Genomic DNA, 19,323 nt, shown 5'->3' with positions numbered 1-19,323 from the left:
CGACGGCGAATGCTGCGCCGCTATCGGGCAAGTCCACTCAAGGCTGGAGCCAAGATGAAAAGCCGAACCATCCGCCGCTGGTCCGTAGTCCATACCTGGAGCAGCCTGATCTGTACCCTGTTCCTGCTGTTGCTGGCACTGACCGGCTTGCCGCTGATCTTCCACCACGAGCTCGAGCACCTGCTCGGTGACGCCCCCGAACTCAAGGAGATGCCTGCCGACACGCCCCACCTGGACCTGCAGCAACTGGTGCTCAAAGCGCAAGAGCACCGCCCGGGCGAGGTGATGCAGTACATCGGCTACGACGAGGACGACCGCAATGGCGTGATCGCCATCATGGCCGCCACCGCCGGCACCGAGCCCAACTCGTCGCACACCTTCATGCTCGACGCGCGCACGGGCGAGGCTGTGGCCATGCCTGCGGCCAATGGCGGCTTCATGATGACCATGCTGCGCCTGCACGTGGACATGTTCGCCGGCCTGCCGGGCAAGCTGCTGCTGGCCTTCATGGGCTTGCTGTTCGTCGTGGCGGCGATCTCCGGCACCGTGCTCTACGCGCCGTTCATGCGCCGCCTGGAGTTCGCCACGGTGCGCCACGACAAGTCGCGGCGCCTGCGCTGGCTCGACCTGCACAACCTGATCGGCATCGTCACTCTGACCTGGGCCTTGGTGGTCGGTGTGACCGGGGTGATCAGCGCCTGTGCCGACCTGGTCATCGCCGCCTGGCGAAACGAAAGCCTGGCCGCCATGGTCGCTCCCTACCGCGATGCGCCGCCATTGACCGAACGCGCCCCGGCCAGCCGCCTGCTGGACATTGCCGCCGAAGCTGCGCCGGGCATGCAACCGGACTTCATCGCCTTCCCCGGCACGCGCTTTTCCAGCGAGCACCATTACGCGGTGTTCATGAAGGGCAGCACGCACCTGACCTCGCACCTACTGACCCCAGTGCTGATCGATGCACAGACCCTGCAAGTCACCGCCATCGGCGACCGCCCCTGGTACATGGATGCCATGGGGTTGTCACAGCCTCTGCATTTCGGTGATTACGGTGGCCGACCGATGCAGGTCCTTTGGGCGCTGCTCGATGTGCTGACCATCATCGTCCTGGGCAGCGGCCTGTACCTGTGGTGGGGTAAACAGCGACGCCCCAAGGCTCTGGAGGCACGGGCATGAGCCACAAGTCGCAACCGACCCGGCGCATCTTCGCCTGGCCACTGGTGATCGGCCTGCTGGGCGCGCTGGGGCTGTTCGCCGCATTGCTGGGCGATGGCTGGTGGGATGCGCTGGCCTGGGTAGGGTTGGGCGTGCCGGCAGTATTGGGTATACGGGGATTCTGGCGGGGCTGATCGGCCAGGACCAATGGAGCGCCCATCGCAGGTCTGTTTGCGGTCGACGCTATACCTGTGAGCCAGCGTCAGCTGACGCTGGCTCCTGCCTCGAGACTGCAGCGCCCTCAGTTAACTGACAGGCGTTGTGACCACCTGGCGATCAGGCCTTACTCAGCCAGCCTGGGCAAACACTCATCCAGCTTGTGGTGCAGCGCGCTGCCGCTTGGCCAGTTGCGCAGCAGTCGCGCTCGGTCACGGGCAAAGGCCGGGGCGAAGCTGAGCTGGGTGGCATGCTGACACATGGCATCGAGGTCGATCAGCGACCATTGGCCATCCTGCCAGAACAGGTTGTGGCCCTTCATGTCGCCGTGGCTGATGCGTTCGCGGATCAGTTGCTGCAACAACGCCTGCAAGGCCTGCAACTGTTCCTCGGGCGCGTCACCGCTGTCGATGTAGGGCGCGAAGCTTTCGATCAGGTCCGGGCCATTGGCGTATTCGGTCACCAGATAGGCCCGGCTGCGCAGCCCCATGACCCGCTGCTCCAGCACCGCCAGTGGCTTGGGCGTGGCGATGCCGAGGAACTCCAGGCGGTGCCCTTCGATCCATGAATGCCAGGCCCGGCTCGGGCGCCAGAAGCGCTTGAACCAGTGGGCAGTGTTCTTGATGTTGTAGCGTTTGAGCACCAACTGCCGCCCGCCAACTTCGATACGCGCCACGCTGGCTGCCCCGCCGGTCTTGTACAGGTGGCCCTGGTCGATCAGCGCGTCTGCCTGCTCCAGCACCGGCAACATGGCCTCCACCTCTTTGCGGCGAATGGCGCGCAACCCCGATGGGCTCCGCTCGACGCTGAACAGGGTACATTCGCGCCCGGCCTTTTCCAGGTAGTCCTTCAAGCGCCACGTGCGGACCTTGTCCACCTGCTTCTGCAGGGCCTCCAGCGGCAAGGCATGCTCGCCATTGGCCAGCAGATAATGCACCAGCAACTCCTCGATGAAAGGCTCCAGGCGCTTGGGCAACTGGGCGAAGAACACGCCGAGGTTTTCCAGCACGCGCTGGCGCGACAGGTTCTGGCCAGGCTGTTCAGCCTTGATGCCAGCGCCGTCGATCAGATACAGGCGGCCAGCGTGACGCAGCAGGTTGTCCAGGTGCAGGTCTTCCTGCCACAAGCCCTTGGCATGCATCTGGGCCACAGCCGTCAACGCCTCGCCGAGCACCAACTGCTGCTCGTCGGCCAACGGCGGCAAACCTTCGACCTCGGCCCAGGCATCACCCAGGCTCTGGGCATCCTCGAGGAATTCGAACAGCAGCCAGCCGCCCTCGCCCTCACGCAGGCCATCGGCCAACAGTTGGGGCGTAGTCAGGCCCTGTGCGGCCATCAGGCGCGCGCCATCCAATTCACGCTGGAAATGCCGGGCCGCACTGTTACCGACCAGCAACTTGGCCAGCACCGTCTTGCCGCGCCAGATGCCCGCGCCGACATAGCGCTGGCCAGGCAGCACGCGCAACAGGCTGAGCAGTTGCAGGTCAGCGCTGCCGGCCGCGTCGGCCAGGGTCACGGACAATGGCAGTGCCGGGCTGCGCCCGGCGTCCTTGAGTTCAGACAAACGCATCAGCGGGCCTCTTTTTCACGGCGGCGGCGCACCAGGCGCTGCAACCAGGTATCGACAAGCGGACTGTCCGCTGGCTGCTCCAGATAGGCAGCCAGCAACGTGCGAACATCCGCCTCGCTCCAGGCCCCCGCCCGCCGCAACAGGGGTTCCAGGTCCTTGAGCCGGTCGCGCATGCCGAACAGCAACGGCCGGGTCTTCTCCAGATCGATCAGTTGCGCCTGCCAGCCATCACTGCGAGCGCGCAGGAAAATATGCTTGGGGTAGAAGCAACCGTGCAACTGACCCGCCGCGTGCAGGGTCCGCGCCAGTCGCCCACAGGCCTGCAGGATAGCCTCGCGCTGGTCCGCATCGAGCTGCGGCCACTGCCCGAGCAGGCTCTCCAGATCGCTCCAGTCGTCCAGGGCGCGGGTCATGAGTATCGCGCGGTGCTGACCATCGACCTTGCGCTCGCCGTAGAACACTGCTTGCAAGGCCGGAATGCGCAGCTTCCGGTAACGGCTGATGTTGCGGAATTCGCGGGCGAAGGTCGGCTCGCCGAATGGCCGGTGCAAGGTGCGGGTCAGGTAGTCGCTCTGCCGCTTGAGGTAGTAACCCTTGCCTTCCAGCTCCAGGCGGTAGACGCTGCTCCAGCCGCCGCGCCCGGTATTGGGCTCGTCCACGGCGTCAAGCTGCAGCGCCCACAGTGCATCGAAGTCGTTCAGGCCATGACGTTGCAGCAACGCTCCATCGGCGCTGTCCAGGTAATCAGTCATTCCCGCCCCTCGAAAAAGCCTACCACCCGGCGCACGCGTCGCTTGTCCGACGCATTGAGCCGCTTGTGCCCGCGATACTGCAGGTAGAAGCGCAGGCGCTGGGTCGCCGACAGGTGGTATTTGGCGACCTTATCCAGGCACGCCAGGTCCTTGATGACGCGGTGGCGCAACATGAAACCCCGCCAGAAGTCCCCCGTCGGGCAATCGATGAAGAACAGCGTGGCCTGGTCATCCACCAGCAGGTTGCGCCACTTCAGGTCGTTATGGGTGAAATGGTGATCGTGCATGATCCGCGTATGCCGGGCCAGTTGTCGGCTGACATGATCGACCCAGGCCCGGTCGGCCAGGCGTGGGTCCTTGCGCTCGGCCAAGGCCGAGAGGTCCTCGGTGTGCGGCAGCTCGCGGGTGATCATCGCGCCACGGCCGAAGGCCAGGCCACTGCGCTCCAGGCCGAAGGCCACTACCTCGGCGGTAGGGATGTCCCACTTGGCGAACTGCTTGAGGTTCTGCCACTCGGCCTTGATCCGTGGCCGCCCCAGGTAGCGGCGCAGGCCCTTGCCAGCGCCGGTATAGCGCTTGACGTAATAGTTGACCCCGTCGCGCTGCACACGGATGACCTCGCTCAGCGGGTCGTGGGTCAGGCGTTCGCCCTGTAGGGCGAAGACTGCGTCGATACTGCCGAAATCCGCCGCCAGGGCTTCATAACCTGGCGCCAGTGTCCAACCCGCCATCAGAGCGCGTCCCCATACCGTTGTTTACGCTCGTAGAGCTTTTGAGCCTTGCGTTCGAGCCGCGCCAACAAAGCCGCTTCCTCGGCCAGCACCTGGCGCAGCGGGCGCTGGAAGTAGCCGCGCAGGAAGCGCAGCTTGTCGCGGCGGGTCAGGCCGATGTCCAAGGCCGAGAAGTACAGCGCTGCCAGGTCCTTGTCACGCCAGCGGCGGGAGATTGTCGCCCGGGTCTGTGCACGGTGCAGGTCGATCACCGACAGTTTCAAATCATCGGCCGTCACCGGCCGGTCGGTATGCAGCAGGAAGTGGCAGATGTAACAGTCGCGGTGGTTGACCCCCGCACGGTGCATGGTCCCAATCATCTTCGCCACTTCGGCGATCAGCGCACGCTTGAGGCGCGGTTCGGGCGGCTGGCGGACCCAGTCGAGGCTGAGGTCTTCCAGACTGATGGTCGGCGCCAGTTCCTCGGTAACGATGAAGGAATGCTGGGTCGCCGGATTGCCGCCCCGCTCGCCATAAGCCACGGCGGTCATGGTCGGCACGCCGGCCTGGTGCAGACGCTCGATGGCCTGCCACTCCTGGCCGGCACCGAGCACCGGCAGCTTGGCGCTGAACAGGTTCTTGAAGATCTCGCCCCAGCCGATGCCACGGTGGATCTTGACGAAATAGCCCTTGCCCTCGACCTCGGTGCGCAAGGTGCGGCGCCCTTCCAGCTCGCGGTACACCTGGCCCTCCAGGGCCTCCACAGCATCGAAGGCATCGCGCCCGGCCCACAGGCGCTTGAAAGGCTCGGCCAGTATCAGTTTCATGCGCGCTCCTCGGCCAAGATCACGTCGGCGGCATGCTGCGGCATGCTGTACAGATCCGCCGTGTCGGCAAAGGCCAGGCCATTGCGCGCCCAGGCGGCACGGGCCTCGCCGTCTTCGAGCATGCGTTGCAGGTAGCGGTTGAGCTGCTCCTGCTCGAATGGCTCGTCCAGCACAAGGCCGCTGTCGGCCTCGGCGATATAGTGGGCATAGCCGCAGACCGCCGAGACCAACACTGGCAAGCCGGCGACCAGGGCTTCGAGCAGCACGGTGCCAGTGTTCTCGTTATAGGCCGGGTGAATCAGCAGGTCAGCGCCGAGCAGGAAGCGCGGGATATCGCTGCGCCCCTTGAGGAACTGCACCTGCTCGCCCAGCCCCAGGGTGGCGCTCTGCAGTTGGAACACCTTGGGATCGTCCTGGCCGATGACCATCAGCCGGGTGCGTTTGCGCAGGGCCGACGGCAGCGCCGCCAGGGCCTTGAGGCTACGGTCGACGCCCTTGGTCTTGAAACCGGAACCGATCTGCACCAGCAGTAACTCGTCTTCACCCAACTCGAACTCCTTGCGGAACTCGGCGCGGATCTCGGCGGCATTGGCCGGTGCCCGGCGGTCCTGGGAGATGCCCGGCGGCAGCAGGTGGAAACGCTCCAGAGGGGTGCCGTAGTGCTTGATGAACAGCGGCTGCTGCACCTCGGAGATCATCAGGATCTCGGTGCGGGCGTCCTTGGCGAACACCGAGCGTTCGTACTCGGCAAAGTGCCGGTAGCGCCCCCAACGCCGGTACAGGCCGTTGCGCAGGGTCTGCGCCTTGTCTTCGAAACAGCCGTCGGCAGCGTAGTAGACATCCAGGCCTGGCATCTTGTTGAAGCCGATCAGGCGGTCGACCGGGCGCTTGGCCAAGTCGTCGGCCATCCAGGCGCTGAGCTTCTCGTTACGACGGTGGTTGAACAGCGCCTTGACCGGCGCCACCAGCACCTCGAAGCCCGGTGGAACATCGCCCTCCCAGATCAGCGTATAGACGCGGATCTGGTGGCCCCGCTTCTGGCACTCCAGGGCAATGCGCATGAAATCGCGTTGCAGGCCGCCAAAGGGGAAATACTTGTACAGCACGAAAGCCAGTTGCATCAACGGACATCCTCAGCCAGCAGCAACGCGCTCAAGCGGCTCGCCACATGCTCGGGATTCAGGCGAGTGAAGCACAGCGGCCACTCGCGTTTGAGATCGAACCGGCGCAGGTCTTCGGCGCTCGGCTTGTAGGTGCACTTTTTCTGCAGGCAGGGTGCACAGGAGAAGTCGCTAGCCTGGTGCACCTGAGACCGGCCATAGGCGCCGGTCAGCCCAGGGTTGGTCGGGCCGAACAGCGACAGGGTCGGCACATCCAGCGCCGCCGCCAAGTGGCCCAGGCCGGTGTCCACGGCCACGCAGGCCTTGGCTGCCGCCAGCACGCGGGCGACGCCAGCAAGGTTCAACTTGGGGAGCACTTGGCAGTTCTTCAAGCCTTGGGCAATGCGCTCGGCACGCGCCTTCTCCGCCGGGTTGCCCCACGGCAGACGCACGTCCAGGCCCTTGCGTCCCATGCGCTCGGCCAGCTCGCGCCAATAGGCTTCGGGCCAGTGCTTGGTGGCCCAGGTGGTGCCATGCAGGAACACCACGTAAGGCGCCGCAGGCGGCAGTTGCAAACGACTCAAGTCCAAGCCGTAGTTACCCAGGCCGGCCGGCAGGTCATAACCCAGGGCCAGCGCGAACAGTTGGCGCACCCGCTCCACCGCGTGCTGGCCGACAGCGACCGACAGGCGCCGGTCATAGAAACGGCTGGACCACCCCTCACGGGCTGAATAACGGTCCAGCCCAGCCACCGGCGCCTTGACGTAGCGGGTCAGCCAGGCCGACTTGACCAGGCCCTGGGCGTCGATCACCAGGTCATACCGGCGCTCGCGCACGCGTTGCTTGAACTGACGCCATTCGCCGCTCTTGAAGGTCTGCCAGAGGTTCTTGCGCCAGCGGCGGATGGCCACCGGGATGACCTGATCGACAGCCGGGTGCCAGCTTGGGATCTCGGCAAAACCCTCTTCTACCACCCAGTCGAAGCGAATACCCGGAATCGCGTGGGCCGCATCGGTGAGTGCCGGCAGGGTGTGAATCACATCGCCCAGGGAGGACGTCTTGATGATCAGTACCCGCACTTAGTCGACCTCGGCCATGACATCGATCAGGCTCGGACCGTTGAGCCGCCCCAGGGCGGCGATCACCACATCAGGTTCGAGCATGCGCAGGCAATTGTAGTGGCCGAAGCGGCAGGTGCGATCGAAGCAGGGGCTGCACTCCAAGCCTAGGCGCACGACCTCCACCTGGTCGGCCAGCGGCGGAGTGAAGCCGGGTGAAGTCGAGCCATAGACCGACACCAGCGGCCGGTTCAACGCAGCGGCCACATGCATCAGGCCAGAGTCGTTGGAGACCACAGCATCAGCGCAGGACAGCAGGTCGATAGCCTCGGCCAGCGAGGTCTCGCCGCTAAGGTTGCTGGCTTCTTCACGGAAACCAGGGATCAACCACTCACGGATCGCCTCGCCGACCGGATGATCGTTCTTCGAGCCGAACAGCCAGACCTGCCAGCCTTCGCGGATCTTCGCCTCGGCGACCTTGGCGTAATGCTCGGAGGGCCAGCGCTTGGCCTCGCCAAATTCGGCACCTGGGCACAGCGCCAGCACCGGACGGTCCAACGCCAAGCCGAACTTGGCCAGTGCGGCATCACGGCTTTGCGCCTCGATCTGCAGGCTCGGCCGTGGATACGGAGTCGGCAGCTCTTCGCCTACGGGGTAGGCCAGGGCCATGAAACGCTCGATCATCAGCGGGTAGCGCGCCTTGTCCAGCTTGCGCACATCATTGAGCAGACCGAAGCGCAGCTCGCCACGCCAGCCGGTGCGCTTGGGGATCCCCGCGAAGAACGGCACCAGCGCCGACTTGAGCGAGTTAGGTAGCAGGATCGCCTGGTCATACTGGCCAGCCAGGGACTTGCCGATACGCCGGCGGGTAGCCAGCTCCAGCACACCGTGGCCGAGCGGAAAGCTCAAGGCCTGGCGCACTTCAGGCATGCGCTCGAGGATTGGCCGGCTCCACTCGGGAGCCAGCACATCGATCACGCACTCGGGGTGACGCTGTTTCAGGCACTGGAACAGGGTCTGTGCCATCACCATATCGCCGACCCAACTGGGCCCAATGATCAGTATTCTCATGCTTTGTCCAGAAACGGTCGGGGAGGCTGCAGTTGGCTTACGCAGCCCCCTGTAGGAGCGGGCTTGCCCGCGAATGCGATCAACCAGGCACATCGTTGAACCTGCTGCCGCGTTCGCGGGCAAGCCCGCTCCTACAGGGGACGTGCAGGCCGGTGCCGCGAGAACAGCCTGGCCTCCCCTCTTTATATTCAGGCTATATGGCGTGCAGTGTACCACTGGCGGCCTGTCGCCGCCCTGAACGGTCAAGTCAGGCCAAGCTGCGCCCAGATCCGGCGTACTTCGCGACGCTCATCGGCGAACTGGGCGGCATCGATGACCCCTGCCTGCTTCTGCAGGGCCTGGCGGTGCGAGGCCGAGCGGAACGCTTTGTACACCTCACGCAGCAGCACCGCGTCGCTGGCGGGCATCAGGCCGGCCTGCTCAAGCTCTTCGAGGATGCGGATATTATCGGTCCAGCGCAGCAGCGCTGGGTGCCCGTGGGACCAGGCCAAAGCCGCGTATTGCACCATAAATTCGATATCGACGATACCACCGGCATCTTGCTTGATATCGAAGGGCATACCCGCCTCGAAAGCGTTGGCCGCGGTGCCTGCCGCCGTGATCTTGGTGCCGAGATTGTCGCGCATTTTGGCGCGCATCTCGCTGACCTCGGCCTGCAGCTTGGCCAGATCACGGGGCTGCCCCAGCACCCGCGCCCGCACCTCTTCGAAGGCCGCCCCCACCTGCGGGCAACCGACCAGCACCCGCGCCCGCACCAGGGCCTGGTGCTCCCAGGTCCAGGCCTCGTTCTGCTGGTAGCGCTCGAAGGCGCCCACGGAACTGACCAGCAAGCCCGACGCGCCCGAGGGACGCAGGCGCATATCCACGTCGTAGAGCTGGCCGGAGTTGGTCTGGGTGGTCAGCAAGTGAATGATGCGCTGGCCCAGGCGGGTGAAAAACTGCGCGCTGTCGATTGGCTTGGCACCATCGGTTTCCGCCTGGGGATCGCCATCATGGATGAACACCAGGTCCAGGTCCGAACCATGGCCCAGCTCGATGCCGCCCACCTTGCCATAGCCGACAATGATGAAGCCCGGGTCGCACAGGCTGCCATCGCTGCGCCTGGGCTGACCGTGGCGGGCGACGGTCTGGCGCCAGGCCAGGGCCAGCACCTGGTCGAGGATGGCCTCGGCCAGCCAGGTCAGGTAATCGCTGACCTTCATCAACGGCAGGTTGCCGGTGATTTCCGACGCGGCCACGCGCAGGCTGTGGGCCAGTTTGAAATGACGCAAGGCCTCCATCTGCTGCTCGAGATCATCCTCCGGGATCCGCGTCAGCCGCTCGCGCAGCTCCGAAGCCAGTTCCGGCGCCAGCGGCGGGCTGAACAGGCGGCCTTCGTTGAGCAGTTCGTCGAGCAGCAGCGGGAAGCGGGTGATCTGTTCAGCGATCCACGGGCTGGCAGCGCACAAGGTCAGCAAACGGCGCAAGGCTCCCGGGTTCTCGGTGAGCAACACCAGATAAGCCGAACGCCGCGCCACCGCCTCGACCAGTGGCAACACCCGCTCCAGCACCAGGTCCGGATCATCGTGCTCGACCGCCTGGGCCAGCAGGCGCGGGATGAAGGCATCCAAACGCTCGCGGCCAATGCGCTGCATGGAGCGCAACTGCGGGCTGACACGCAGTCCGGCCAGATGCCGCAAGGCCTTGGCGGCATCGGCGAAGCCGGCTTCCTGCAACTGGCGGCAGGCCGCTTCTTCATCCTGGGCCTGCTCCCACAGCGGCGACCACTCGCCGCCGACCACCAGCCCGCCGTCTTCGCTCTCTTCCTCGTCAGGGTCGGCAATGACCTGGCGGAAGTGCCAGTCGATACGCCCGCGCCAGTGCATCAGTTGATCGTGGAAGCTCGCCCAATCGGCATAGCCCAACATATAAGCAATGCGCGCCCGGTCCAGTTGGTCATCGGGCAGCATCTGAGTCTGGCGGTCGGCGATGGCCTGGATCGCATGTTCGGTGTAACGCAGGAATTCGTAGCCTTCGCGCAGCTCCGCGACCACCGCCGGCGGCAGGTAGCCTTGCCCCTCCAGAGTTGCCAGGACCTTGAGCAGCGGCCGTTGCTGCAGGCTCAGGTCACGCCCACCATGGATCAACTGGAAGGCCTGGGCGATGAACTCCACCTCGCGGATCCCGCCCGCTCCCAGCTTGATATTCTCCGCCATGCCCTTGCGCCGCACTTCCTGCTGGATCAGTTGCTTCATGGTGCGCAGCGCCTCGATCGCCGAGAAGTCCAGGTAACGGCGGTAGACGAAGGGCCGCAGCATTTCCTGCAACTGGGCACCAGCCGCCTGGTCGCCAGCCACCACCCGCGCCTTGATCATGGCGTAGCGCTCCCAGTCGCGGCCCTGGTCCTGGTAGTACTGCTCCAGGGCATTGAAGCTGAGCACCAACGCGCCGGCCGATCCATAGGGCCGCAGACGCATGTCGACGCGGAACACGAAACCATCGACGGTCACCGGGTCGAGGGCCTTGATCAGGCGCTGACCCAGACGGGTGAAGAACTCCTGGTTGTCCAGCGAACGCTTGACCCCTTCGGTCTCGCCACCCTCGGGGAAGGCGAAGATAAGGTCGATGTCCGACGACAGGTTCAGCTCCACCGCGCCCAACTTGCCCATGCCCAACACCACCATATGCTGCGGCTGGCCGCTGCGGTGGCCGATCGGGGTGCCGAACTGCTGGCAGTGGCGCGGGTACAGCCATTGATAAGCCTGGTCGATGGAAGCGTCGGCCAGGTCGGACAAATCGCGACAGGTCTCGCCGAGGTCGGCCTGGCGGGTCAGGTCGCGCCAGATGATGCGCAGTTGCTGGCGGTTGCGTTCGCGGCGCAGGTTGCGCGCCAGCTCGTCCTCACTCTGCGCCGCCTGGGCCGCGGCTGCTACCCGGGCGCACAATTGACCGGGGGCGAAGGCACGCTCCAGCTCGCCGCTGGCGACCAGCTCGGACAACATCGCCGGCTCACGGACAGCCTGGTCCAGGACGAATTCACTGGCAGCGGCAACCCGGTCGAACTGTTGCCGGTGCTCGACGTTCCAACGCTCGAGAGCCAGATCGGGATGGGCGGCCAACGCCTCGCGCAAGGATTGCTCGTTGCGGGCGACCAGCGGTTGAAGGGTGGCAGGCAGATCGAGCGGCAAAGGCAGGCGCATGGACTATCCTTGATCGGCGAGTGAGGGAGGGGCAAATGCGGTCAAGGGGGAGCCAGACCACGGTTGGACTGTCATACAAAAGTTATAAATAGCTGAAAAATGCGATTCACTGGCAAAAAACATCAAGAACCACCCAGGCACAAACTATTTTTAACTACCGGTATCGTTTTTCTCCACAACCCGGACAGCGGCCAAAAGTCGCTTTTCTGTAGTTTTACTACTATCCCGACAGCGCAAAAGCATGAAATGCCAAATCATTTGTAGTAAAACTACACGGCGCCGGACCACACTCCGGTAATCCAAGAATTTCATGACGTCTGCCCAAAAGGCCAGTCGCAAACTCAGGCAACCGATTCTGGAAGCCTTTCCGCCCTGGAGCAAGCCATGCAAGACCTCGATCCCGTCGAAACCCAGGAATGGCTGGACGCCTTGGAGTCGGTCATCGACAAAGAAGGCGAAGACCGCGCTCACTACCTGATGACCCGCATGGGCGAGCTGGCCACCCGTAGTGGCTCTCAGCTGCCGTATGCGATCACCACGCCATACCGCAACACCATCCCTGTCACCCACGAAGCACGCATGCCTGGCGACCTGTTCATGGAACGCCGCATTCGCTCGTTGGTGCGTTGGAACGCACTGGCCATGGTCATGCGCACCAACCTGAAAGACTCGGACCTGGGCGGCCATATCTCTAGCTTCGCCTCCAGTGCCACCCTGTACGACATCGGCTTCAACTACTTCTTCCAGGCACCGACCGAAGAACATGGCGGCGACCTGATCTTCTTCCAGGGCCACGCCTCTCCAGGCATCTACGCCCGCGCCTTCCTCGAAGGCCGCATCAGCGAAGACCAGATGAACAACTTCCGCCAGGAAGTGGACGGCAACGGCCTGTCGTCGTACCCACACCCATGGCTGATGCCTGACTTCTGGCAGTTCCCGACCGTTTCCATGGGTCTGGGCCCGATCCAGGCGATCTACCAGGCGCGCTTCATGAAGTACCTGGAAGCCCGTGGCTACATCCCGGCCGGCAAGCAGAAGGTCTGGTGCTTCATGGGTGACGGCGAGTGCGACGAGCCGGAATCCCTGGGCGCCATCGCCCTGGCTGGCCGTGAAAAGCTGGACAACCTGATCTTCGTCATCAACTGCAACCTGCAACGCCTCGACGGCCCGGTTCGCGGCAACGCCAAGATCATCCAGGAACTCGAAGGCGTGTTCCGTGGTGGTGGCTGGAACGTCAACAAGGTTGTCTGGGGCCGCTTCTGGGACCCACTGTTCGCCAAGGACACCAACGGCGCCCTGCAGCGCCGCATGGACGAAGTCATCGACGGCGAATACCAGAACTACAAGGCCAAGGACGGCGCGTTCGTCCGTGAGCACTTCTTCAACACCCCAGAACTCAAGGCCATGGTCGAAGACCTGTCCGACGAGGAAATCTGGAAGCTCAACCGTGGCGGCCACGACCCGTACAAGGTTTATGCGGCCTACCACCAGGCGGTCAACCACAAGGAACAGCCGACCGTCATCTTGGCCAAGACCATCAAGGGTTACGGTACCGGTGCCGGCGAAGCCAAGAACACCGCGCACAACACCAAGAAGGTCGATGTCGACAGCCTGCGTCAGTTCCGCGACCGCTTCGACATCCCGGTCAAGGATGACGAGCTGGAAAACCTGCCGTTCTTCCGTCCAGAAGAAGGCAGCGCCGAAGCCCGTTACCTGGCCGAGCGCCGTGCCGCCCTGGGTGGTTTCGTGCCTCAGCGCCGTGCGAAGAGCTTCAGCATACCGACCCCGCCACTGGAAACCCTCAAGGCGATCCTGGATGGCTCGGGCGACCGTGAAATCTCCACCACCATGGCCTTCGTGCGCATCCTGGCGCAACTGGTCAAGGACAAGGAAATCGGCCAGCGCATCGTGCCGATCATCCCGGACGAAGCCCGTACCTTCGGTATGGAAGGCATGTTCCGCCAGCTGGGCATCTACTCCTCCGTCGGCCAGCTGTACGAGCCGGTCGACAAGGACCAGGTGATGTTCTACCGCGAGGACAAGAAAGGCCAGATCCTCGAGGAAGGCATCAACGAAGCCGGTGCCATGTCGTCGTTCATCGCTGCCGGTACTTCGTACAGCAACCACAACCAGCCGATGCTGCCGTTCTACATCTTCTACTCGATGTTCGGCTTCCAGCGTATTGGCGACCTGGCATGGGCCGCTGGCGACAGCCGCACCCGTGGCTTCCTGATCGGCGGCACCGCCGGCCGCACCACCCTCAACGGTGAAGGCCTGCAGCACGAAGATGGTCACAGCCACATGCTGGCCGGCACCATCCCGAACTGCCGCACCTATGATCCGACCTATGGCTACGAGCTGGCGGTGATCATCCAGGACGGCATGAAGAAGATGACCGAAGAGCAACAGGACGTCTTCTACTACATCACCGTGATGAACGAAGCCTACACCCAGCCAGCCATGCCGGCCGGTGTCGAGGAAGGCATCATCAAGGGCATGTACCTGCTCGAGGAAGACACCCGCGAAGCGGCGCACCACGTCCAGCTGATGGGCTCCGGCACCATCCTGCGCGAAGTCCGCGAAGCGGCGAAGATCCTGCGTGAAGAGTTCAACGTCGGTGCCGACGTCTGGAGCGTCACCAGCTTCAACGAACTGCGTCGCGACGGCCTGGCCGTAGAACGCGCCAACCGCCTCAAGCCTGGCCAGAAGCCACAGCAGACCTACGTCGAGCAGTGCCTGGGCGGCCGCAAGGGCCCGGTCATCGCCTCCACCGACTACATGAAGCTGTTCGCCGAACAGATTCGCCAGTGGGTCCCGAGCAAAGAGTTCAAAGTCCTGGGTACCGATGGTTTCGGTCGCAGCGACAGCCGCAAGAAGCTGCGTCACTTCTTCGAAGTCGATCGTCACTTCGTGGTACTGGCTGCCTTGGAAGCCTTGGCCGACCGTGGCGAGATCGAACCGAAGGTCGTGGCCGATGCCATCACCAAGTTCGGCATCGACCCGGACAAGCGCAACCCACTGGACTGCTGAGGAGTATTTTTAAGTGAGCGAACTCATTCGCGTACCTGACATCGGCAGCGGTGAAGGTGAAGTCATCGAGCTGTTCGTCAAGGTCGGTGATCGCATCGAAGCCGACCAAAGCCTGCTGACCCTGGAGTCCGACAAAGCCTCCATGGAGATCCCGGCACCCAAGGCTGGCGTGATCAAATCGCTGAAGGTCAAGCTGGGCGATACCCTGAAGGAAGGCGACGAACTGATGGAACTGGAAGTCGAGGGCGCCGCTGCGGCGCCTGAGGCTCCGGCCGCCGCAGCCCCGGCTGCCGAAGAGAAGCCTGCTGCCGCACCTGCGGCTGCCGAGGCCGCTCCGGCACCCGCCGCGGAACCCGCTGCCGCCAGCGTCCAGGACATCCACGTGCCGGATATCGGCTCGTCAGGCAAGGCCAAGATCATCGAAGTACTGGTCAAGGCTGGCGACACCGTCGAAGCCGACCAGTCGCTGATCACCCTGGAGTCCGACAAGGCTTCCATGGAAATCCCGTCCCCCGCCGCCGGCGTGGTCGAGGAAGTAATCGCCAAGCTGGATGACGAAGTCGGCACCGGTGACCTGATCCTCAAGCTCAAGGTCGCGGGCGCTGCCCCTGCTGCAGCTCCGGCACCTGCCGCCGCGCCTGCTCCAGCCAAGGCCGAGGCTGCGCCTGCCGCAGCTCCAGCTGCTGCACCGGCCCCTGCGCCAGCCGCCACCGCACCAGCGGCTGGCAGCAACGCCAAGGTCCATGCTGGCCCGGCCGTACGCCTGCTGGCCCGTGAATTCGGTGTCGACCTGGGCGCTGTCGCGGCCACTGGCCCGCACGGCCGCATCCTCAAGGAAGACGTGCAGGTCTACGTCAAAGCCATGATGGAAAAGGCCAAGCAGGCTCCGGCCGCTGGTGCCACCGGTGGTGCTGGCATCCCGCCGATCCCGGCCGTGGACTTCAGCAAGTTCGGCGAAGTCGAGGAAGTCGCCCTGACCCGCCTGATGCAGGTCGGTGCCGCCAACCTGCACCGCAGCTGGCTGAACGTGCCGCACGTCACTCAGTTCGACTCCGCCGACATCACCGAGCTGGAAGCCTTCCGCGTCGCGCAGAAAGCCGTGGCCGAGAAAGCTGGCGTCAAGCTGACCGTGCTGCCACTGCTGCTCAAGGCCTGCGCCCACCTGCTCAAGGAACTGCCGGACTTCAACAGCTCGCTGGCCCCAAGCGGCAAGGCCATCATCCGCAAGAAGTACGTGCACATCGGTTTCGCCGTGGACACGCCGGATGGCCTGCTGGTCCCTGTGATCAAGAACGTCGACCAGAAGAGCCTGCTGCAACTGGCTGGCGAAGCCGCGGCCCTGGCCGAGAAGGCGCGCACCAAGAAGCTGGCGGCCGACGACATGCAGGGCGCCTGCTTCACCATCTCCAGCCTCGGCCACATTGGCGGCACCGGCTTCACGCCGATCGTCAACGCGCCTGAGGTGGCGATCCTCGGTGTGTCCAAGGCCACCATGCAACCGGTCTGGGACGGCAAGGCCTTCCAGCCGAAGCTGATGCTGCCGCTGTCGCTGTCCTACGATCACCGCGTGATCAACGGCGCCGCCGCTGCGCGCTTCACCAAGCGCCTGGGCGACCTGCTGGCGGATATCCGCACGCTGTTGCTGTAACGCTGCACCCTGCCTCTCCCTTCTTTTTTGGGGGGAGGCAGGCACCCTTTTCGAGCTGCCACGCTCGTACCTCAACCCCGTCATTTGGCGGGGCTTTTTTTGCCTGGAGCAAAGAGCCCACAGGCCGATCGCAGGCTTCGCCAGCGCCGACAGGCCCCCTGCCAATCTTCAGATTCCCCCCCTTCGGCCGACAACCTGTTCACAGCCGTCCCCATGGCTGCTTGCCAGCCTCCAGGACATGATGCAACCTTGCTAAATGCGCCGCCGCCAAGGCCCGCGCCAGCCTATTCAAGCGAGTCGTCGATGAAGAGCCAACCCGATGCCGCCAGCCGTATGGTGGCCGAGGTCGTGACGCAATTGCCCGTGCCCTCGCGGCTCGGCATGCTGCGTTTCGAACGGCTGAACGAGGCCAACTGGACCCTGCTCTATCTCGACCCGGCCTGTGAGCGCCAGTTCGGCGTGCCTGCCGCCGATCTCTGCGCATTGATCGGCTCACCCTATGCCAGCCTGATGGAGCCCGAGGCTCGCTACAAACTGCACGACGACATCCAACTGCAACTGGCCCAGCGTTCGCATTACCGGGTGCGCTACACCCTGCATGCCAACCACGAGTCGCTCCGGCTGCTGGAGATCGGCGAAACTTACAAGCAGCACAACCGGCAGTTGCTGCGCGGCTACCTGACCGTGCTCGACGACCTGCAGGGCGACGACTCCGACCTGACGGCCAGTGATCTGGAGACCCGCAACAACCGCTTGCAGATCGCCCTGCAGTTGAACCAGCGCGCCCAGCAGGAACAGCTCGAACACCTGGAGCGGGTACGCGCCCAGCAAGACCTGATCCTGCGCTTGGCGCGCCAACGCTACAGCGCCAACAACTCGCTGCTGGAAGCCGCCGAGCTGATCACCCGCAGCGCCTGCGAAATCTACCGGCTCGACTGCGCCAGCATCTGGTACCTGCACGACCAGCGCCTGGAGCCGATCTCGGCCTATCATCGCAATACTCAGGAGCACCGGCTGCCCGAACCGATCGACGCCAGCCGCTTCCCCGACTACCTGGATGCCCTACACACCAGCCGTGCCATCGATGCCGACAATGCCAGCCATGACCCGCGCACCCGGGATATCGCCGAAAGCCTGTACAGCACCGCCAACAACGCCATGCTCGATGCCAGCATCCGTGTCGATGGCCAAGTGGTCGGCGTGCTTTGCCTGGAGCAGACCGGCATGCCACGGGTTTGGCAATCCGACGAGATTGCCTTTGCCGGCGAACTGGCCGACCAGTTCGCCCAGGTCATCAACAACCATAACCGACGCACCGCTACCAGCGCCTTGCACCTATTCCAGCGGGCCGTGGAGCAGAGCGCCAATGCCTTCCTGCTGGTCAACCGCGACGGCGTGGTGGAGTACGTCAACCCAAGCTTCACCGCGATCACCCAGTACAGCACCGATGAAGTCCAGGGCCGTCACCTCGCGGAACTGCCGGCCCTGGAGAACCTCAGCGAGCTGCTGTTCGACTCTCCTTCCAGCCTGGCCATGGCCAACAGTTGGCAGGGCGAGTTCAAGAGCCGACGCAAGAACCTCGAGCCTTACTGGGGCCAGCTGTCGATATCCAAGGTCTACGGCGACAACCGCGAACTGACCCACTACATCGGCATCTACGAAGACATCACCCAGAGCAAGCTGGCCCAGCAGCGCATCGAGCGCCTGGCCTATACCGACAACCTGACGAACCTGGGCAACCGCCCGGCCTTCATCCGCAACCTCGACGCACGCTTCGCCAGCAACACCGACAGCCCGATCTGCCTGCTGTTGGTGGACATCGACAACTTCAAGCGGATCAACGACAGCCTTGGCCACCAGACCGGCGACAAGCTGCTGATCAGCCTGTCCCGACGCCTGCGCAACAGCCTTAGCGCCGGCGGCAGCCTGGCGCGCTTCGCCAGCAACGAGTTCGCCGTACTGCTCGAAGACACCTGCCTGGAAGACGGCCTGCAGATCGCCCAGCAGCTGCTGCGAACCCTCGAAAAACCGATGTTCGTCGACAACCAGTTGATCAACGTCACCGCCTCGGTCGGCCTGGCCTGCGCGCCCGTGCATGGGCGCGACCCGCAGACCCTGATGAAGAACGCAGGCCTGGCCCTGCACAAGGCCAAGGCCAACGGCAAGAACCAAGTCCAGGTGTTCACCGAAGTGCTCAACGCCGAGGCCAGCTACAAGCTGTTCGTCGAGAACAACCTGCGCCGCGCCCTGACCCAGAACGAGCTGGAGGTGTTCTACCAGCCCAAGCTGTGCCTGCGCAGTGGCCGCCTGCTTGGCCTGGAGGCGCTGCTGCGCTGGAACCACCCAGAGCGCGGCATGATCCGCCCCGACCAGTTCATCAGCGTGGCGGAAGAAACCGGCCTGATCATCCCTATCGGCAAATGGGTGGTGCGCCAGGCCTGCCGCATGAGCCAGGAACTGCGCGAGGCCGGCATCGGTAACCTGCACGTGGCCATCAACCTGTCGCCCAAGCAGTTCTCCGACCCGGACCTGGTAGCCTCGATCGCCAGCATCATCAAGGAAGAAGCCCTGCCGCCGCATCTGCTGGAACTGGAACTGACCGAAGGCCTGCTGCTGGAAGCCAGCGAAGACACCCACCGCCAGCTCGACCAACTCAAGCAACTGGGCCTGACCCTGGCCATGGACGACTTCGGCACGGGTTATTCCTCGCTCAGTTACCTGAAGAAATTCCCGATCGACATCATCAAGATCGACCGCAGCTTCATCAACGAAATCCCTGACAACCAGGACGACATGGAAATCACTTCGGCGGTGGTGGCCATGGCCCACAACCTCAAGCTCAAGGTGGTCGCCGAAGGCATCGAGACCGCCGAGCAACTGGCCTTCCTCCGTCGCCACCGTTGTGATGTCGGCCAGGGCTACCTGTTCGACCGGCCAATCCCCGGCCGCGAACTGGTCGCCAGGCTCAAGCGCTATCCGCGTGGGCCTAGAGCCTGACAGCGGCGCCACA

The 19,323-nt window shown here is 64.2% G+C and carries 13 protein-coding genes; 5 read left to right on the top strand and 8 right to left on the bottom strand.

The window, feature by feature from the left end; genetic code table 11:
• The first annotated feature begins 54 nt into the window (after positions 1-54).
• Both ACYU03_RS02210 and ACYU03_RS02205 read left to right on the top strand, forming a co-directional pair.
• Positions 55-1,173, top strand: a complete 1,119-nt coding sequence (locus ACYU03_RS02210; RefSeq protein WP_461887915.1) for a PepSY-associated TM helix domain-containing protein — start codon at positions 55-57, stop codon at positions 1,171-1,173.
• On the top strand, positions 1,170-1,346 hold the full coding sequence (locus tag ACYU03_RS02205; protein WP_461887914.1) for a hypothetical protein: 177 nt from the start codon (positions 1,170-1,172) through the stop codon (positions 1,344-1,346). The genes ACYU03_RS02210 and ACYU03_RS02205 overlap by 4 nt, the downstream gene beginning before the upstream one ends.
• 149 nt (positions 1,347-1,495) lie before the next feature.
• Here the strand turns inward: ACYU03_RS02205 and ACYU03_RS02200 are convergent, their stop codons facing one another.
• The 8 genes from ACYU03_RS02200 to glnE form a co-directional block, all read right to left on the bottom strand.
• Positions 1,496-2,938 carry a lipopolysaccharide kinase InaA family protein gene (locus tag ACYU03_RS02200; protein ID WP_461887913.1) on the bottom strand — a complete coding sequence of 481 codons (1,443 nt, stop codon included), beginning with the start codon at positions 2,936-2,938 and terminating at the stop codon, positions 1,496-1,498.
• Positions 2,938-3,690: a lipopolysaccharide kinase InaA family protein gene (locus tag ACYU03_RS02195; protein ID WP_461887912.1), complete on the bottom strand. Its 753-nt coding sequence runs from the start codon at positions 3,688-3,690 to the stop codon at positions 2,938-2,940. The genes ACYU03_RS02200 and ACYU03_RS02195 overlap by 1 nt, the downstream gene beginning before the upstream one ends.
• Positions 3,687-4,421, bottom strand: coding sequence for a lipopolysaccharide kinase InaA family protein (locus tag ACYU03_RS02190; protein ID WP_461887911.1), 735 nt, complete (start codon positions 4,419-4,421; stop codon positions 3,687-3,689). The genes ACYU03_RS02195 and ACYU03_RS02190 overlap by 4 nt, the downstream gene beginning before the upstream one ends.
• On the bottom strand, positions 4,421-5,227 hold the full coding sequence (gene rfaP, locus ACYU03_RS02185) for a lipopolysaccharide core heptose(I) kinase RfaP (protein WP_461887910.1): 807 nt from the start codon (positions 5,225-5,227) through the stop codon (positions 4,421-4,423). Before rfaP ends, ACYU03_RS02190 begins: the two co-directional genes overlap by 1 nt.
• Positions 5,224-6,348 carry a glycosyltransferase family 4 protein gene (locus ACYU03_RS02180; RefSeq protein WP_461887909.1) on the bottom strand — a complete coding sequence of 375 codons (1,125 nt, stop codon included), beginning with the start codon at positions 6,346-6,348 and terminating at the stop codon, positions 5,224-5,226. Before ACYU03_RS02180 ends, rfaP begins: the two co-directional genes overlap by 4 nt.
• Positions 6,348-7,406, bottom strand: coding sequence for a lipopolysaccharide heptosyltransferase I (waaC, locus tag ACYU03_RS02175; RefSeq protein WP_461887908.1), 1,059 nt, complete (start codon positions 7,404-7,406; stop codon positions 6,348-6,350). Before waaC ends, ACYU03_RS02180 begins: the two co-directional genes overlap by 1 nt.
• Complete coding sequence (gene waaF / locus ACYU03_RS02170; RefSeq protein WP_461887907.1) at positions 7,407-8,456, bottom strand: lipopolysaccharide heptosyltransferase II; 1,050 nt, start codon at positions 8,454-8,456, stop codon at positions 7,407-7,409.
• 242 nt (positions 8,457-8,698) lie between these two features.
• On the bottom strand, positions 8,699-11,635 hold the full coding sequence (gene glnE, locus ACYU03_RS02165) for a bifunctional [glutamate--ammonia ligase]-adenylyl-L-tyrosine phosphorylase/[glutamate--ammonia-ligase] adenylyltransferase (protein WP_461887906.1): 2,937 nt from the start codon (positions 11,633-11,635) through the stop codon (positions 8,699-8,701).
• Positions 11,636-12,019: 384 nt separating this feature from the next.
• Here glnE and aceE point away from each other — a divergent pair, with 384 nt between their 5' ends.
• The 3 genes from aceE (at position 12,020) to ACYU03_RS02150 (ending at position 19,310) form a co-directional block, all read left to right on the top strand.
• A complete protein-coding gene (gene aceE / locus ACYU03_RS02160; protein WP_461887905.1) occupies positions 12,020-14,665 on the top strand; it encodes a pyruvate dehydrogenase (acetyl-transferring), homodimeric type in 2,646 nt (881 codons plus the stop codon).
• A 13-nt stretch (positions 14,666-14,678) separates the two neighbouring features.
• The gene (gene aceF / locus ACYU03_RS02155; RefSeq protein WP_461887904.1) at positions 14,679-16,313 is read left to right on the top strand and encodes a dihydrolipoyllysine-residue acetyltransferase; all 1,635 of its coding nucleotides are present in this window, start codon (positions 14,679-14,681) and stop codon (positions 16,311-16,313) included.
• A gap of 303 nt (positions 16,314-16,616) precedes the next feature.
• A complete protein-coding gene (locus ACYU03_RS02150) occupies positions 16,617-19,310 on the top strand; it encodes a putative bifunctional diguanylate cyclase/phosphodiesterase (protein WP_461887903.1) in 2,694 nt (897 codons plus the stop codon).
• Positions 19,311-19,323: the final 13 nt, after the last annotated feature.

Source organism: Pseudomonas sp. X10, from assembly GCF_054889225.1.
This window is presented reverse-complemented; position numbering and strand designations above follow the sequence as displayed.

Coding starts and splice junctions, on each gene's coding strand:
- glnE (WP_461887906.1), bottom strand. CDS start 11,635: ATGCGCCTGCCTTTGCCGCTCGATCTGCCTGCCACCCTTCAACCGCTG.
- ACYU03_RS02205 (WP_461887914.1), top strand. CDS start 1,170: ATGAGCCACAAGTCGCAACCGACCCGGCGCATCTTCGCCTGGCCACTG.
- ACYU03_RS02180 (WP_461887909.1), bottom strand. CDS start 6,348: ATGCAACTGGCTTTCGTGCTGTACAAGTATTTCCCCTTTGGCGGCCTG.
- rfaP (WP_461887910.1), bottom strand. CDS start 5,227: ATGAAACTGATACTGGCCGAGCCTTTCAAGCGCCTGTGGGCCGGGCGC.
- aceE (WP_461887905.1), top strand. CDS start 12,020: ATGCAAGACCTCGATCCCGTCGAAACCCAGGAATGGCTGGACGCCTTG.
- ACYU03_RS02150 (WP_461887903.1), top strand. CDS start 16,617: ATGAAGAGCCAACCCGATGCCGCCAGCCGTATGGTGGCCGAGGTCGTG.
- ACYU03_RS02195 (WP_461887912.1), bottom strand. CDS start 3,690: ATGACTGATTACCTGGACAGCGCCGATGGAGCGTTGCTGCAACGTCAT.
- ACYU03_RS02210 (WP_461887915.1), top strand. CDS start 55: ATGAAAAGCCGAACCATCCGCCGCTGGTCCGTAGTCCATACCTGGAGC.
- ACYU03_RS02200 (WP_461887913.1), bottom strand. CDS start 2,938: ATGCGTTTGTCTGAACTCAAGGACGCCGGGCGCAGCCCGGCACTGCCA.
- waaF (WP_461887907.1), bottom strand. CDS start 8,456: ATGAGAATACTGATCATTGGGCCCAGTTGGGTCGGCGATATGGTGATG.
- ACYU03_RS02190 (WP_461887911.1), bottom strand. CDS start 4,421: ATGGCGGGTTGGACACTGGCGCCAGGTTATGAAGCCCTGGCGGCGGAT.